At 40.4% G+C, this 16,480-nt stretch carries 14 protein-coding genes; 8 read left to right on the top strand and 6 right to left on the bottom strand.

Annotated elements, in window-relative coordinates; all coding sequences use genetic code 11:
• Positions 1-110: 110 nt before the first annotated feature.
• Positions 111-887 carry a substrate-binding periplasmic protein gene (locus tag HG263_RS01900; RefSeq protein ID WP_171624393.1) on the bottom strand — a complete coding sequence of 259 codons (777 nt, stop codon included), beginning with the start codon at positions 885-887 and terminating at the stop codon, positions 111-113.
• 367 nt (positions 888-1,254) lie between these two features.
• Between HG263_RS01900 and HG263_RS01905 the strand changes: the two genes are divergently transcribed.
• The 4 genes from HG263_RS01905 to HG263_RS01920 all read left to right on the top strand — a co-directional run bounded on the left by HG263_RS01905 (position 1,255) and on the right by HG263_RS01920 (position 4,065).
• The gene (locus tag HG263_RS01905; RefSeq protein ID WP_171624394.1) at positions 1,255-1,650 is read left to right on the top strand and encodes a helix-turn-helix transcriptional regulator; all 396 of its coding nucleotides are present in this window, start codon (positions 1,255-1,257) and stop codon (positions 1,648-1,650) included.
• The gene (locus HG263_RS01910) at positions 1,640-2,542 is read left to right on the top strand and encodes a sensor domain-containing protein (protein ID WP_171624395.1); all 903 of its coding nucleotides are present in this window, start codon (positions 1,640-1,642) and stop codon (positions 2,540-2,542) included. The genes HG263_RS01905 and HG263_RS01910 overlap by 11 nt, the downstream gene beginning before the upstream one ends.
• Positions 2,543-2,565: 23 nt before the next feature.
• Entirely contained in the window at positions 2,566-3,558 is a 993-nt protein-coding gene (locus HG263_RS01915) for a CPBP family intramembrane glutamic endopeptidase (protein WP_171624396.1), read from the top strand.
• Positions 3,559-3,819: 261 nt separating this feature from the next.
• Positions 3,820-4,065, top strand: coding sequence for a hypothetical protein (locus HG263_RS01920; protein ID WP_171624397.1), 246 nt, complete (start codon positions 3,820-3,822; stop codon positions 4,063-4,065).
• Positions 4,066-4,140: 75 nt separating this feature from the next.
• On the opposite strand, the gene HG263_RS01925 is transcribed toward HG263_RS01920, so the two are convergent.
• Positions 4,141-5,037: a hypothetical protein gene (locus HG263_RS01925; protein WP_171624398.1), complete on the bottom strand. Its 897-nt coding sequence runs from the start codon at positions 5,035-5,037 to the stop codon at positions 4,141-4,143.
• Between the two features lie 412 nt (positions 5,038-5,449).
• On the opposite strand from HG263_RS01925, the gene sbcB reads away from it, so the two are divergent.
• The gene (gene sbcB / locus HG263_RS01930) at positions 5,450-6,901 is read left to right on the top strand and encodes an exodeoxyribonuclease I (protein ID WP_171624399.1); all 1,452 of its coding nucleotides are present in this window, start codon (positions 5,450-5,452) and stop codon (positions 6,899-6,901) included.
• Positions 6,902-7,044: 143 nt separating this feature from the next.
• Here the strand turns inward: sbcB and HG263_RS01935 are convergent, their stop codons facing one another.
• Positions 7,045-7,929, bottom strand: a complete 885-nt coding sequence (locus HG263_RS01935; RefSeq protein ID WP_171624400.1) for an NAD(P)-dependent oxidoreductase — start codon at positions 7,927-7,929, stop codon at positions 7,045-7,047.
• 139 nt (positions 7,930-8,068) lie between these two features.
• Between HG263_RS01935 and HG263_RS01940 the strand changes: the two genes are divergently transcribed.
• Positions 8,069-8,584 (top strand): glutathione peroxidase, encoded by a 516-nt coding sequence (locus HG263_RS01940; protein WP_171624401.1) that lies wholly within the window; start codon positions 8,069-8,071, stop codon positions 8,582-8,584.
• Positions 8,550-9,533, top strand: a complete 984-nt coding sequence (locus HG263_RS01945) for a 2-hydroxyacid dehydrogenase (RefSeq protein WP_171624896.1) — start codon at positions 8,550-8,552, stop codon at positions 9,531-9,533. Before HG263_RS01940 ends, HG263_RS01945 begins: the two co-directional genes overlap by 35 nt.
• Positions 9,534-9,580: 47 nt before the next feature.
• Here the strand turns inward: HG263_RS01945 and HG263_RS01950 are convergent, their stop codons facing one another.
• Positions 9,581-10,474, bottom strand: a complete 894-nt coding sequence (locus tag HG263_RS01950; protein WP_171624402.1) for a DMT family transporter — start codon at positions 10,472-10,474, stop codon at positions 9,581-9,583.
• 169 nt (positions 10,475-10,643) lie between these two features.
• Here HG263_RS01950 and HG263_RS01955 point away from each other — a divergent pair, with 169 nt between their 5' ends.
• The gene (locus HG263_RS01955) at positions 10,644-11,453 is read left to right on the top strand and encodes a substrate-binding periplasmic protein (RefSeq protein ID WP_171624403.1); all 810 of its coding nucleotides are present in this window, start codon (positions 10,644-10,646) and stop codon (positions 11,451-11,453) included.
• Here HG263_RS01955 and HG263_RS01960 read toward each other — a convergent pair.
• The gene (locus HG263_RS01960; protein ID WP_171624404.1) at positions 11,416-14,109 is read right to left on the bottom strand and encodes an ATP-binding protein; all 2,694 of its coding nucleotides are present in this window, start codon (positions 14,107-14,109) and stop codon (positions 11,416-11,418) included. The genes HG263_RS01955 and HG263_RS01960 overlap by 38 nt on opposite strands.
• A 72-nt stretch (positions 14,110-14,181) precedes the next feature.
• On the bottom strand, positions 14,182-16,422 hold the full coding sequence (locus tag HG263_RS01965; RefSeq protein ID WP_246239851.1) for a TonB-dependent receptor: 2,241 nt from the start codon (positions 16,420-16,422) through the stop codon (positions 14,182-14,184).
• Positions 16,423-16,480 lie beyond the last annotated feature (58 nt).

Below are 16,480 nucleotides of genomic sequence, written 5' to 3' on the forward strand. Positions count from 1 at the left end.
TCTTAGGAAGTGATTATCGGCTTTTTCAAGCTCAGTGTCTTGGGTAAATTGAAAAAAGCGTTATTTTTATTTGCAAACACGAGCAAATAGCCTGTTATTTGCACTTAATATCAATGTTTACTCAACACCAATTGCCGAGAGAGTTCATCATTAAATCTAGATAGGAAATCATCATTAATCTCACCCGACAATTTGCTAAAAATAAAATGAACAGGTTCGTCATAGATTTTGTAAGGGTGAATATATAGCGCTTCGTTGTGCATTTCTTGCATATACAAACGCATTGTTATTGGGTCACCAATTACTGCATCTACTCGACCCGCCACCAGCATATCAAGGCGATTTTTTAAACCATGAATGTGAAAAATCTGACTCGCTTTTGCCGCTGCTAAGTAACGTTCAAAGTAACGTTCAAACTCCTTGCCATACCAAGTATGCTTGTCTGTGGCAACAACAACACCTTGTGCGTTTAAATCACTGAGCTGACTAATCGACCACTTGTTGCCGTTTTTGCTAAGCATCGCAATGTTTACCACTTCATTACGATAAGGTTTTGAAAAATTTAAATCTTTTCTGCTTTTCGTTTTATAAGCATACATACCAATGTCAATATGACCTCGTTCAAGTTCAACTAAGGTACGCTTCCAAGTCATTTGTACAAATTCGTACTTACACCCCATATTATCTAAAATAGAGCTGAGCAGCTGAATGTCATAACCTATGAGTGCATCTTCTGAATCATTAAAATATGAGAAAGGCTTATATGGGTGCCAAGCAATCAATAACTTGTTTTGTCCACAAGTTGAACTTGGTTTTATAGGTTTAGCTTGGCTACTGACTGTAAACAATAAACACATTGTAATAGATAAAACTAAGCCTTTAAACATTGGCTGAACACCTGAAAGTCAGATTAATTCAATGTATTAGTGTAGTTTGTTTTTCCGCTATATAGCCTATCGAGTTAACACTATTGGCAGCAAAAGTGCCAATGAAGATACGGGGGCTAATGGGGTTATTGTACATGCGACTTTGTACTTTTAGACATCACATTGATTGATGCAAATGCTAAAGCAAGACAGAGTAAACCGATATAGGTGCTCACCATAGCCAGCCTATATAACCTAAATCCTCGCCAAATTCAGTTAACCGCGCTTGCCATAACTCCAGCGACCATTTCTAATTTACGACACTAGTATTTAGTTAATAGTAGTGCTAACTTAATACTACTGTTAACTAAATACTACTAATACAAATGTGAATGAATTTAATAGCAACAACGCTCAAGAACGTGAAACGCTTGACGCGTTAACTAAAAAATTTACTAAAGAGCTCAGTACTGGTACTTCTGCACTAGTTTTGCTGAGCATACTCAAAAACGCTAAAAAGCCATTATATGGCTATCAAATAGGCCGCTTACTGAATACCGATAAACAAGGAGCGATTTACCCTGTACTTAGGAATATGGAAGCAAAGGGTCTGTTAAATAGCCAGACGCAGATATCTCAAAGCGGCCCACCTAGAAAGTACTTCACTATTTCTAAACTGGGAGAAAAGGTACTGGCTCAATGGCTTCAAGTTTGGGATCAAACACAACAACTCGTTAACCAAGCTATTTGTGGTAAAACAAATGGAGACAGCGATGTCGAATAATCAAGTAGAACAACAGATTCAACACTATTTACGCGCTTTAACTGAGCAATTACAAGGACAAGATATAGCGTTGGTCCAAGATGCGCTCTATGACGCAGAAAATCACTTTCGCTGTGCCTTTGAAGAAGCAAACAGCGAGTCAAACGCGATCATCGATATAATATCCGCTTACGGCACACCAGAGGAGATAGCGAAGCATTACTGTGATATGGAGCTAACCGTCAATTGGGCGATTCACGGTATTCACGGTATTCACGGTATTCACGGTATTCACGCCAATGATAAACCGAGTGTTCACGAAACCAGTGTGTTTTCAATCTTTAACGATATGTCGGCTTATAAAGCACTAATTTATGCGTTTATTCGTCTGCCTTTAGGTATCGCCTACTTTGCTTGGACCTTCATAGTCGGTTGTTGCAGCTTAGCTGCCTCATTGTTTATCGTCGGCTTACCGGTATTGGTATTTTACATTAAGTCGATGCACTATTTTTCGCTATTGGAAGGCAGATTAATCGAGAACTTATTAGGTATTAGAATGCCTAGACGACCCGCTAATACGGCCTTTAGTATCAAACAGAAGATATTAGACCCGATGCTATTAAAACGTAATTGGTCAACCAGCCTTTATTTGTCTTTGCAACTACCACTGGCCTTGATATACCTGCTACTTATCGTTCTACCTGCCATTTTGGCGGCCTGCTTGTTCTTATCACCAATTTTTGACCCAATCATTCATGCTTTCTACCCTGCTTTAGAAATTGATATCAATTGGTACTGGCTGCCAGTTACAACCCTCGTCAGCACAGCGCTGTTGATGCTATCGCTGTTTTTTGCAAAACAATTAGGAAAATACAACGGCAAGCTCGCCAAAGCCATGCTTGTCGGTGTATAAGCTAAACTATTAAAGGAATTAATATGCGATACCTCAGAGAGTTTACCCATAGCAAACCCATTTTTTCATATCTTATTTTGTGCTTTTCTTTCACTTGGCTTGTTTGGTTTACTGTGCCCAATATTGCAGGTGATAACTGGGCATTTGGTAAAATCATCGTAGGTGCTGGCTTTGGTCCTGCAATTGCAGCAATCATTTTAGCCCAACTACATGGTACAGGCTGTCGTTTTTCATCAAAAAAATGGTGGGGAAGCTTTAGCATTGTCTTTGTGATTATGGCCGTTATTTACACCTCAATGTTACTCACTGGTGATGCCATTACACTCGAGTTATTTAAACAAACAAAACCACTAGGCTTATCAACTTTAAGTATTGCCTGTGTAGTTATCTCATCAGCGGTATCGGGGTTTATCGTTGCGAGTTTGCTGTGTAGTCGCAATAGCCGATTAAATTCGTTACTACAATTTAGCGCAAACACAAAGTGGTGTCTTACTGCCTTATTGCTCCCTGCCGCTTGGATGGTTTTAGGCCTGCTCACAGTTAAACTTAGTGGGGCTCCATTGCCTGCATTTCCCCTAGATCTATTAAATTCAACAGACTCTCTGTTTGTACTGCGCAGTATTCTATTCACGCTTATTGTGGTCGCAATCGGTGAAGAAGCTGGCTGGCGAGCATGGTTATTACCTGAACTTCAAAAACGTTTTAGCCCTTTAGTCAGCTCATTCTTTTTGGGATTAATTTGGGGGGCTTGGCACTTTCCATTATTTGTGATTGGTCAATACCCAGACGCTCCAACGGCGGTATTCGCTAAAATGGGGGCCTGCGTAATTTTAGCAACACTATTTACTTGGCTTTATAACCACTCAAAGCAAAGCTTACTCGTTGCAGTTATCTTTCATACTGCGCTAAACAACAGCGCGCGAATACTGCCGTTTACTGAGCAATCGGGCATTTATATGCTAGCTATTTTTATTGCCGTAATCATTTTTGACAAAATGTGGGCAAAGCGTGGTTAAGTTTATAGGCAATTAATCAACTACATAGCGAAGGTTGCGATAAACGAAGTACCATACAACATTACGAGTGTTTTTTTTGCAAAAAACGTGTAATAGATTTTGTTTCACTTACTTTTTGAACGCCCATCTAAACGCGCAAAAAAAGCCACCGTTTTTATTAAACCTAGTGCGATGAGGACAGAAATGAGCGCGTGCATTGCCATCTTTGGTATTATGTTTTGTGATATTTCTGTCTGAAAATTTTCATCATAAGTAACCCAAGTGATTGCAAGGACTCCGACTGAAGCGAATATGAAAGGCAGTAGTGCGCTATCCACTTTGATTTCAAACCGTCGCGTAAAAGAGCTTGCCCAAGCAATTAAAATAAAAAACACGGTTTGGACAATCACCGCGCCAGAAATTCCTACAACCTCTCTGACACTAAAAAAGAGTAACAAGCAGAGGGTATATGAGAACACCTTTTCTTTATGCTCACTAAATGCATACAACGCCAAAAAAAGTAAATAATAATAAACAGGACTAAATACATTTCTTTTCCTTAAGGTGTATGCTCCTCAATAGACAAGCATACACCTTGATATATTAGGTCGGCCAACAAATTGGTTGAGGAACCTGGATGCCAGTAGCATCAGTGTAACCCGTTACGCACGTAATCCCTGTCGTATTTTCAGGATTGGGGGCCTGAGTATTGGAGCCTCCTGTTCCACCTCCACCAGAGCGCCCATAAAAACCTACCGCCTCTAACACTTTGGTATTTCTTGATGTCTTATTCATCGCATCCCAAAAGCCACTTGTAATTTTAACAAAGCGTCTAACACTTGGCCGATATACACCCGATTCATTTCCGATTATGATTAGAAAGTCACCGCCTTTAAGTACGCCAAGTGTTGCCGTTTTGCTCACCGCCTGACCGACGGCGGCCCCAACAGTGGCTTCTACTGCTGATTTGTACATACCAAATGCAGAAGACGCCATTCTGGCTGCCCTTGCAATTCTACCAACAATGTGATGAGAGGCTGCGCCACTTACAAAACCGAGCACATCGTTTGTGGAGTCAATATATTGTTGAGTAATTGGCATTACTGTAGGTGTCAATGTTAATTCTTCAGACATTTTCATGGTAAGGTAGTCCCACTCCTCACATGGATTGTCCCTATCATATCTGCAATCTAAAGCGCCATCGAACGGTCTAATTTCCGTATCTAGATTTAGCTTCTTCTTACTAGTGTACTGAATTTTAGGCAGGCCTTTTATAAACTGACCATAGCTCATATAGTTTATCAACGTACCATTAGAGTCATATAGCTCAAAAATGTTTTCTTCATTAACTACGAAATCCAGTTTATTAATTGCTTGATGCATTTTCGTCAATACATCATTTAAATCACAGTTTTCTTCACACCTTAATCTACCTGTGATCCCTTCTTCGGGAGCCTGAACGCTTTCTGATATTGCGTTAGATAAACTACTAAAGCCCATTCCAAGTATCAGCAGACAAGTCTTAGCCCATTTTTCCATTTTTCCTTTCGTGATATTTTTAAAGCCTTAAATCACCTCTATGGTGGATCTGTAATACACCCAAATGCAGCTGAAAAATAAATACAAAGATATATAAATGTAATATTTAGTAATAATACTAAGAGTTAATGTAAAATATCCACTTCTCGCTAGTGATCACCTTGTTATCCGCTTATAAGCACAGAGCTTAGGTTTCGTAAACACCAACAACCATTTTTCCTCGGCTCTCACTTCTAATATATATTAAACACATTAGGTTTTACCCTTCCCCCTACATTATGCGACAATAAGTGCTGATGTTTTTGCTATTACAGTTATCTAATAACAACGAAAAGCTGACTTAACATAATGAACGCAAAGGTTTAAGCCCTATATGGCAACACAAGAACACAGCCTAACTGGCCCAACAATTTATTGGCACGATTATGAAACTTGGGGTGCATCGCCGCAAAAAGACCGCCCTAGTCAGTTTGCTGGTATTCGTACCGACCTTGATTTAAATATCATTGGCGAACCTTTAATTGAGTACTGCAAACCTGCTCCAGATTATTTGCCACACCCAGAAGCATGCTTGATAACTGGGATCACCCCACAACATGCCATCAAGCATGGTCTCATTGAGGCTGAGTTTATGGCCAAGATCCATGCTGAATTTAGTCGCCCAGATACCTGTGTAGCAGGTTATAACAGCATTCGTTTTGATGACGAAGTAACGCGCTACGGCTTATATCGTAACTTTTACGACCCATATGAGCGTGAGTGGCAAAATGGCAATAGCCGCTGGGATATTATAGACCTAGTACGTGCTTGTTATGCATTACGCCCAGAAGGCATTGAATGGCCTTTAAAAGAAGATGGTACACCTAGTTTTAAACTTGAGCATTTAACAGCGGCCAATGGTATTGAGCACAGTGCGGCACACGATGCCTTAAGCGACGTAACAGCGACGATTGCACTGGCAAAGCTCATTAAAGAAAAGCAGCCTAAACTTTATCAATTTTTCTTTGGCTTACGCCACAAAAAAGCACTGCTTGATATGGTTGATGTGTACAATATGCAGCCGCTCGTTCATACCTCTTCGCATATAGCTGCGACACAAGGTTGTACCACTTGGATTGCTCCCATGAGCTTTCACCCAGTGAATAAAAACGCCTTAGTATGTTTTAACTTAACCCACAACCCGCAAGTGTTAATTGATTTGTCGGTTGAGCAATTGCGCGAACGTTTATATACCAAACATACCGACTTAGCGGAAGGTGAGCAGCCGTTAGGTTTAAAATTGGTACATGTTAACAAGTGCCCTATTTTAGCACCAGCCAAAACCTTACTTCCCGAAAATGCGGCTCGTTTAGGCATTGATAGAGCACAGTGCTTAGAGCATCTTAAAGTACTGAAAGCACACCCAGAGCTCAGAGATAAAGTTGCGCAAGTTTTTAACGAGCAAGGGAATTTTAGCGCAACAACTAACCCTGATTATCAGCTGTATAACGGCTTTACAAGTAAAGCGGATAAGGCAAAGTTTGCGATTATTCGCCAAGCGCAGCCGCAAGCCCTTAGTACGCTTAATTTAGAATTCGAAGATGCTAAGTTTTCAACCATGTTGTTTCGTTATCGCGCTCGTAACTGGCCAGAGACACTGAGCCCACATGAGCTTGATATATGGCGAAAATACTGTCAAAACAAACTAATGCATGGTGAAGACAACCCATCAATTAGTGCCGAAGACTTTATGTTAACGCTGGAAAATTTAGTGCATGAAAACGAGGGCAATGAACAGAACCTGAGTATTTTAAAAGCCCTGTACCATTACGCACAGAGCTTGTAACTCGCAAGCAAAAATGCCGAACAGTTTGTTTTACTAGGCGGTGCTCAAAAAAGCCCGCCTCGCCCTAGTAAAGTCAGGTATTTCTATAAAAGAGATATTAAACAATGAGTTCGGCACTTTATCTTAGTCATATACTAATCTAATTACTTTTTGTCGTGAATAGCGTCTAAACGCGCCAACAAACTTGAGGTGTCAAAACGACCCCCACCAAGGGCTTGCACGTCAGCGTAGTATTGGTCAACCATGGCCGTCAACGCCAAAGAAGCACCATTGTTACGCGCTTCATCAAGGGCAATACCTAAGTCTTTGCGCATCCAATCAACTGCAAAACCAAACTCATATTCACCCGCCAACATGGTTTTGTAACGGTTTTCCATTTGCCACGAACCCGCTGCGCCTTTAGAGATAGTCTCAATGACTTTTTCTCCATCAAGGCCCGCTTTTTTGGCAAAGTGTAATCCTTCGGCTAAGCCCTGAACCACGCCAGCGATGCAGATCTGATTCACCATTTTACAAGTTTGGCCGCTACCCACTTTACCTAGCAATTGAGAAAACTTGCTATACGCTGCCATAACACCTTGAACACGTTCAAAATCAGACTGTTCACCACCAGCCATAACTGTCAGCACGCCATTCTCAGCACCCGCTTGACCGCCTGATACTGGCGCATCTAAAAACGCGATGCTTTTCTCAGCAGCTTTATTGCTCACTTCAATTGCCACTTTTGCAGAGGTTGTAGTATGGTCAACTAAAATAGTGCCACCACGCATGCCTACAAGCACACCGGTTTCACCATAAACGACTGAACGTAAGTCGTCATCGTTGCCCACACACATAAATACAATATCAGCGTCTTTGACCGCCTCAGCAGGCGTATTTGCATAGCTACCTTGATGCTCACTGACCCACTTTTGCGCTTTTTCTACGGTGCGGTTATATACGCAAACTTGATGACCTGCACAGGCTAAATGCCCCGCCATTGGGTAGCCCATTACCCCAAGTCCTATGAATGCAACTTTCACTGACATAATTCTGTCCTATTTCGCTGTTATGGTATCGAGAATGGAGTTTTTATACCCAACTAAACTGGGTATAGCAAATGAAAAGCTATAAATAACTTATGAAAGAACTTAATACTAGATTTAGCGAGCAAGGAGTCTGAGCGCTATGGAATCAATACATCGCTACAGTGTAAAACTTATAAATGGTGAAACGCTCGCACTGAAGCAACTTGAAGGTAAAACGGTACTAATCGTTAACATTGCCAGTAAATGCAGCTTTGCGCCCCAACTAAGCGCACTGGAAAAACTGTACCGACAATATAAAAACTATGGTTTTGAGATTTTAGCATTCCCGTGTAATCAGTTTGGCCGTAACGAGCCACTTGAAGGGGTAATGCTCAATGAGTTTTATAGAAGTCACTTTGGCTTAAGCTTTACCGTCTGTGATAAAGTTCAAGTAAATGGCCCGGATGCTCACCCGCTATTTAATTATTTAAAATCAAATACTAGAGGAATTGCACAAAACCGCGCAATTAAATGGAACTTTACCAAGTTTTTAGTAAACTCACAGGGAGAGCTGGTTTCTAGGTACGCACCAAGGACCAAACCAGACACGTTAAAACCTGTCATTGAGAGCCAATTAAATGATGAAAGTAGCCCTATTCAGTTCGCAAAATTATGAAAAACCATTTTTTTCAAAAGCGTTAAGCAGCCACCCTAACATTGAATTACATTATTTTACTGAATCATTAAATGAACAAACGGTGGCACTATGCCAAGGATTTGATGCGGTATGTGCTTTTGTTAACGATACACTAAGCGGTGCTGTGCTAGCTGCCTTAGCAGAATACGATATTCAAGCTGTTGCATTACGATGCGCAGGTTTTAACAACGTAGACACTAAAGCCGCCATTGCTTTAGGAATAAAAGTACTGAGAGTGCCTGCATATAGCCCAGAAGCCGTTGCCGAACATTGTATTGCCTTAATGCTTACGCTAAGCCGCAAAACCCACAAAGCTTATAACCGAGTGCGTGAAGATAACTTTGATCTAAATGGCTTGTTGGGTTTTAACCTACATAACAAAACAGTGGGCGTTGTTGGCGCAGGTAAAATAGGTCAGGCGTTGATTGCAATTCTAAATGGTTTTGGTGCTAATGTGTTGGTATACGACCCAAATGTCGGCGAAGGTTCTTACACATTAACCTCTTTTGATATGCTGCTTGAGCAAAGTGATATCATTAGCCTAAATTGTCCTTTGAGTGAAGCCACCCACCATATGATAGACGATAATGCATTTGCTAAAATGAAGCCAGGCGTCATGCTTATCAACACCAGCCGTGGTGCATTAATTGATACAAAAGCTTGCATTCGAGCTTTGAAAAATAAAACGCTAGGATATCTCGGGCTAGACGTTTATGAACAGGAGTCTGAGCTATTTTTCAAAAATCGCAGTGACGAAATTATTCAAGACGATGTGTTTATGCGTTTGGTGAGTTTTCCCAATGTATTGATAACGGGCCATCAAGGCTTTTTTACACAAGAAGCGCTAGAACAAATTGCCAATGTAACACTCTTTAATTTACAACAGGTGTTTGACGCTCAAGGTGAACTGACAAATCAGGTTGTATAATCACTGTCGATGTATGGGAGCACTTATCCCATACATCGCTTTATCGTTTAACTTAATAGCAGTACCCCTACCCCAAGCAACGCTAGCAAGCCACCTAAAACCATATTTGCAGTGACGGGTTCTTTTCTAACGAAGCCAATCGTCATTACCATTAACGGCGCTGTTGCAAAAATGGTTTGTGCGATAGCGGGATCTGTGTACTTTACAGATATTAACTGCAACCATAACCCTATAAATGTACCAAAAAATATAGCAGATAATAACCAACCTCTGCCTTCTATTTTATGAAAACTCACCGCTTTTATTAAACTGTGTTCTTTGAGCAAAAAGACCAAAACTGCCACGCTAAAAGTACCACTCAAGAGTCTAATTAATGCGGCCCATAAACTACTACTTTGCTCTGCATTCATAGCACCTTTTGACATCACCATACCTGCTGCTTGGCAAAATGCTGCTAGCAAAGCGAACAGAATACCTTTTACATATATAGTGCGCTCTAACTCAGGCAATAATTGCTTAGGCTTAAGCGCTATTAAAACTCCCACTATTGTTATTACAATGCCAAGCCAAGCCTGCCAAAGTAAATAGCTCCCAAGCATAATAATATTAAGGATCCCGGCTATAGCCGGTGCAAATGACTCAATGATTAAGGTTCTCGCTGGACCGATATTTCGCAGTGCAGCAAAATAGGCACTGTCACCTATAGCAATCCCAATTACCCCACTGGCAATCAACCAATACCAACTTTGTATAGCGCTTGGTGCATGCAAATCCTGAGTCACTATTATGGCTAAGAGCATCATAATCGCAGCTAGCATACCTTTATTTACGTTTAGCTCTAGGGGCGATAAGCTGTGACTAAAGCGCTTGTAAAGTAACGTTGAGCTTGCCCAAACAAGCGCAGCCACTAAAGCGGCAACTTCTCCAATTCCTAATTGCATATCTCTTACTTGTTATTTTTTTGGCAAGTATGTAATGATGAGATGGAAATAGAAATAAAAATAGATAAACGAATGCAAAGTTTATCAATAAAATAAGAATCGGCTTTATTTAGCAATTTATTCGAAAATTCAACTAGATTTAATAGATTACAAACAGGAGATTGCTAATTTGCATACCTTAATCCAAGTCTTTATCTTATCTTTATTTGTTTTTACGACTAACTGTATTGCTGTCGAACAATGCAGGCAATCTGTAAAGCTTGGCCTAGTCGCTGATTGGCCTCCACTTACTTATTTTCGCCACGATGAAGCACAAGGTTTAGACATAGAAATTGCCAAAATGGTGTTCAACTCAATCGATATATGCGTTAACTATGTAAGATTGCCATCTAGTGCACGAGCCTTGGAACAAATGGAAAAAGGCTATATTGACGTTGCAGTTATGGTTAGCTACACAGAAGAGCGCGCTAAATATGGCTACTTTTCCCGCCCGTATCGAAACGAAAAGATGCGCTTGTTTAGTTATTTAGAACCACAGCCTATTTCTAGCCTGAATGAATTACTGGATGAGGGGAAAACCATAGGCTTGAGCATTGGGTCTTTTTATGGACAAGAATTGATACAGCTTGCCAACAGTAAGCGATACCAGAATCAGCTGGTACAGATTTCTAGTGCTGAACGACGTGCAGAAATGCTTGTAAAAAAAAGAGTAGATTTTATCGTCGACGATTTAATAACGGGCCTTTATATGATGAAAAGCAAGGGGTATGAAAAGATAAAACCTTGGCCATATGTTGTGCATGACAACCAAGTTCATTTTTTTATCCGAAAAAGCCAAGCGAGCAAAAAGATCTTAGACAGTGTCAATAATGCAATTGAGTCTTTACAACCAAAAATCGACCTGCTTGTAGCCAGCTTTGTCCATCGTCAATTGACACATATTAACTCGTCACTTTCGCTTGATGTGAGCTTGCGATAGTGTGTTCGATCACCGCCACTAGTTCTTCTATGTGTGGGACTATCTCATCTTCAGTATAATTGCCTCTAAACATACCATCTACTTTTGACGCTAAGTTTTGTATTTCAAAACATTCAAACATACCAGCGGTTCCCTTTATGGCATGTATCGATTTACTCAGGCCCTCCAAATCATGATATTTCAGTTGATTTTGAAGCTGAACTTTTTGCTCGTACAACCCCGAAATATACTTATTTTTTAACAAATCAAACTCTTCATTAGGAATGTCTATTTCATCCACAACCGAAATATTCAAATAGTGGCTGATTTTCTTACTAAACTCAGCTCTATCAATTGGCTTTGCAAGGTGATCTGTAAAACCAAGCTTTATATACCTTTCAACTTCATGCTGCATGGTGTTTGCAGTAAGCGCTAAAATAGGTGCTGAGCAGCCCGTCGCCTGAATAAATGTCAAAGCTTGCTCACCATCCATAACTGGCATCTGAATATCCATTAATATCAGGTCATATTCATTTTCTAGTACAGCTTGTACGGCTTGTTGACCGTTTTCTACTGCTGTAACTTTCAACCCCATACGTTCCAAGATACGCTGAATGAGCTTGCTATTGTCACTATGATCCTCTGCGAGTAAAACATCCCCTTTAAGATCTGTATTTACAGCTTCAATTACCGACTCATTTATTGGTGTGCTTATAGAGGCTTCCTCTAAGCTATTTACCCATCTAGTGTTGTCTGTCGTAAAAAGCCCCAAAGTTAACGTAAACACAGTGCCCGAACCGACTTCACTTTCAACAGATATGTCGCCATTGAGCTTATTTGCCAAACTTTTTGAAATATTTAGACCCAGCCCCGTTCCTCCATATTTACGCGACGTCGATGAATCAGCTTGATAAAACGCACTAAATAGCTCTTTTTGCTCAGTTGATGTCATCCCTATCCCCGTGTCGGTAACCGAGATCTTTAACACATCTTCAGAGCAAGCTACATCGATTGTTATTTTTCCAACAGACGTAAACTTTAGTGCATTTGAAGTTAAGTTAAGCAAAATTTGCCGCAAACGTGTTGGGTCGATAACAATGTTATCGGGTAATGGGAAGTGATATTTAAGGTCAAATTCAAGGCCTTTATCTCGAATCTGCTTACCCAATAAGGACTCTACATGCATTATGGACTTAAACAGATTCGACTCCATCAATTCGATTTCAAGTCGATTAGCCTCAATTTTTGACATATCCAAAATGTCATTAATGAGTCCCAAAACGTGTCGAGAGTTTTGCAAAATCACGTTAATAGCATGATTTCGTTCTTGCGGTGTGATATCGCCCAGAATTATACCATCTGCATAACCGATAATTGAGGTCATCGGCGTTCTTATTTCGTGGCTCATATTTGCTAAAAAGCGGCTCTTTGACTCACTGGCATCCCTGAGTTGAGAAGCCAACTGCTCCAACTCATATGTACGTTTAAGTACTTTGCCTTCGAGGTTTTTATTTAGCTCAATATTTTCTTCATTGGTTAAGCGGAATTTATCGGCAACCGCAAAAGCGAGTAATAGCGCATCCAGTGCTGTTCCCACAAGTCCCAACAAGTAAAGGTTAAGTGTAGAGGCTGGTAGTATTCCTAGATTGGTTAAATTTCCAATCATGTTTGGCACCATCATTGCGATGTAGGCCAATACAAAATATCGAGCTGGCTTAAACCCATCAAGTACCCGTAAAACGCCAATATACATTCCTAGGCACAGAGCACTGCCAGTCATAACTGTGGCCCATAAAAAGCCAAAACCAGGAAATAGAATACAAAACGGTAACCCAAGTGCAGAAATGATGCCTAACCAAATTGAAGTTATTGATAAATTGGGGTGCTTATCTTTGAGTTTAAGTAAGCTATTGTAAAACAATATATTTGTAATTGGGGCTAAGGAAAACCCCAGCCAGTGTAAATGAGCAGAATAAAAACCAAACAGCTGATCAGGTATATGAAAAAAGTGACTCCAACTGAACACCCACACACCAGCAAATAGCGCAAAGTATAAATGCGTGGCATCTTTTGAACCTATATAAATGAGTAAATTGTATAACCCCAATATAATGCCAACGCTGAAACAAAGCGTCATCAACAAATTTTCTTTAATAACCAGCTCGTTAAAATCTTTTACCGGTTTCATTACCAACTTAGTTGGGGTATAGAAAAACTCACTTTCAAAAGAGGTTACTAAGTAATACGTGGTGTTAGGTTTTAGCTCTATTGTGTTGCCATAGTGAAATGCAAATTCGTTAGGATTTTTTCCTCCCGAAAAGTAGCGTTGAATGTCACCTTTATCACTATAAATTCTACTCTCAATCCGATCTACAACGGTGTTGTAGGGGTATAACACCAACTTCTCGAGACTAGATTTATTGGTGATCTGCGTTACTAACCAATAACGCCCAGAAAAAAGAGCCCTTGAGGGCAACGGCTTGAGCTGTTTTGCCCACAGCTCAACAGATTGATAATTTGTTGGAAATCGTGCATTTTCGGATGATATAAGTAGCTGGGCATGGTCATGTAAATTAACACCTTGTTTGTCTAATGAATACTCGAAAACATCAGCATGACTGAGGCTTGAAAACATCAGCCCTAAAATAATGATCAGTTGTCGAATAATTAAACGCATAAAATGCCTTGATATTTTTGTGCTCATATTCCCATGAACACTGCTACATTTTCATCCATCTCCCCGTTATCGTTAAAAGCGATAACTCACATCAAGACCGACTCTTCGACCTTCTCCTTTAAAGTCTTCAAGCATACCTAAAAAACCCCTTAAGTCGAACTTTAAGTTGCTGTATTCTTTATCAAATAGGTTTTTAGCCCAAAGGTTAGCCTGCCACTGCCCAGCATCTAAACGTGTGTTAACACGCCATAGCGCATAACTATCTTGTTTGGCATAATCGCTTTGTAATTGGTCGAAATAATATTCTGACTGGTAATCAACGCCTAACGTAGTAGTTAGTTGACCAAGATTATTGAACACTGAAGTATAACTAACCTGCACATTCGTATTCAACTTTGACGTAAATGGCAAACGATTGTCTGTTAAAGATACCCCTAGCTGATCTACAAATTCCTCAAACTCTGCATGAGGTAAGTAGCCTACGCCAAATTGAACATTAAATTGCTCACTAATATCATAGTAAATATCGGCTTCGGCTCCATATATTTTTGAAGCGCCCACATTTTTAAGCAGTTGCAGAGGTACAGCACCTGGTATTGCAGACGGTTGGTTCATAAACACCTGCTGATCGTTGTAATTGTAATAAAAAATCGCAGAATTCAACCGTATTGAACTTTCAGGAAAGGTCAGCTTAGCACCAACCTCGTGGGCATTTAAACGCTCAGTTCCGTAATCAGCTTCCTTTGCCTGTTCGGGACTTGATAAGTAACCACCATTATATCCACCGCTTTTAGTACCATTAGAAAAGCTATAATAGAGTAACTTATTTTTATCTAAATTATGGTTGATAGCGAATCTGCCGGACCAACTACTATCATCATTGTTGCCCTCAACATGATAAAAAGGTAACACCGCTCCGTCTAGGTTACTTGGGTCCACTACAACATTGATTCGTGAAATGGAGTCATAATCTACAGATTCATCACTATACCGTAAACCAAATGTTAGCGTAGTATCGCTACGCCACAGCCACTCATACTGCGTAAACAACGCTATAACACTATTACGTATCTCATTGTCATAAAAGAATGTTGCTGAATTTGAGCCGTTAGGAGTACCTCGTAAGTCGCGCAGAATATCGTTGTAATTGTCCTGATAAAGTCTTTCTTGCAATTGAAAGATACCGGATGTGAGATAACCGTTCTCGTAATCACTTTGATACCGAACTTCATTACTCAATAGTTCGGCTTTTAACCCCAAATTGCCTTCGCAGGTACGTGCAGGTGACCCATCACAGTTAAAGGCATGCTCCCTATCCAAACGGCTGAAAGAGTTAATCCATAATAATTGAGATTTATCGGTAAGTTGGTATTCCACTTCCGCAGTCCATCCCTTACCAATACTGTGGTGTGGCGAATTATTATTTACATTAACAGCCCAAAAATCGTCACTACCATCATTGAAACCAAATACATCTGTACACTTCCCTTGATTCGCTTGTTCAGGTGTACATGTTAAACGCGTTTTAGGGTCAATCACCCCAATATTCCCTACAGGCTGAACAACACCATTCCAGTGACTGTAATTTGCCTTAAGGTAAACACTTAGCGTATCCCATTGAGCTAAATAGCTCAGCCTTATATCTGATTGCTCCATCCCAGCTTCTGGGGCCGTTGGGTGCAAATTGTAGGATGTATAATCGTACTTGACATGATTTGCAGCAAGCCTGAGCGCAGATTCATCATTCAAGCTAACATTGTAAAAACCTTGTACCTTTGACCACTCATCGGTACCCATTCCAACTTCTATTTTCCCATAGTTTCCAGCGTCAGGGCGCTTAGAGCGAATGAGTACAGCACCACCGGTACTATTTCGACCAAATAATGTACCCTGTGGCCCCTTTAGAACCTCAACTTGCTCGATATCAAAAAAGTTAACTAACTGATTATTTGCAGATCCCACCGATACACCATCAACGTACATAGCTACGGGGGAGGTATTCGCGGTGTTATAGTCAAGTAAGCCAACACCACGAATATTAATCGCAGGCGGCGTGCCCTCTGCCGCATTTTGACTGACCTTCATATTAGTTACGAAGCTACCTAACTCAGTGGTATCCTTTACACCAGAGTGACGTATGTCGTCTCCTTTTATTGGTGTAATTGCAATACTGACCTCATCAAGCAGTTGAACTCTTTTTTGCGCATAGACTTCAATGACTTCAATGGATTGTTCGTCTAATGCCAAACAGGGCTTTAGCAAAGCCCCGCCAACAGCTACACAGACAAGGCTTAGCGAGAGAGATTGATTCATATCCTTACTCTTTTATTACATTTCATTAGGTTAGTGGCAAAAAGTATAGTTCATTAAC

This window comes from Pseudoalteromonas caenipelagi, from assembly GCF_013140855.1.
In the GTDB taxonomy this organism is placed as follows: Bacteria; Pseudomonadota; Gammaproteobacteria; order Enterobacterales; family Alteromonadaceae; genus Pseudoalteromonas; species Pseudoalteromonas caenipelagi.